The following is a 390-nucleotide window of genomic DNA, read 5'->3' on the forward strand; positions in this document are numbered from 1 at the left end:
GAACCTGCGGCTGGATCACCTCCTTAATCGACGACATCAGCCTACTGATGAGCTCCCACACGAATTGCTTGATTCATTGTAAAAGACGATGCTGTAACGCAACCCTGTTATAGGTCTGTAGCTCAGTTGGTTAGAGCGCACCCCTGATAAGGGTGAGGTCGGCAGTTCAAATCTGCCCAGACCTACCATTACATGGTTCAGCCGTAGAATACGGGGCCATAGCTCAGCTGGGAGAGCGCCTGCCTTGCACGCAGGAGGTCAGCGGTTCGATCCCGCTTGGCTCCACCACTTACGCAGTCACTTGTCAGAACTTAGAAATGAACATTCGCGTCGAATGTTGATTTCTGACTTTTGTCAGATCGTTCTTTAAAAATTCGGATATGTGATAGA

2 tRNA genes are annotated in these 390 nt (G+C 49.5%); both read left to right on the plus strand.

The window, feature by feature from the left end:
- Positions 1–111: 111 nt before the first annotated feature.
- Positions 112–188 (plus strand) — tRNA-Ile (locus C6A77_RS25165).
- A gap of 24 nt (positions 189–212) precedes the next feature.
- Positions 213–288 (plus strand) — tRNA-Ala (locus C6A77_RS25170).
- The last annotated feature ends 102 nt before the right edge of the window (positions 289–390 follow it).

Source organism: Pseudomonas sp. AFG_SD02_1510_Pfu_092 (assembly GCF_003331055.1).
GTDB lineage: Bacteria > Pseudomonadota > Gammaproteobacteria > Pseudomonadales > Pseudomonadaceae > Aquipseudomonas.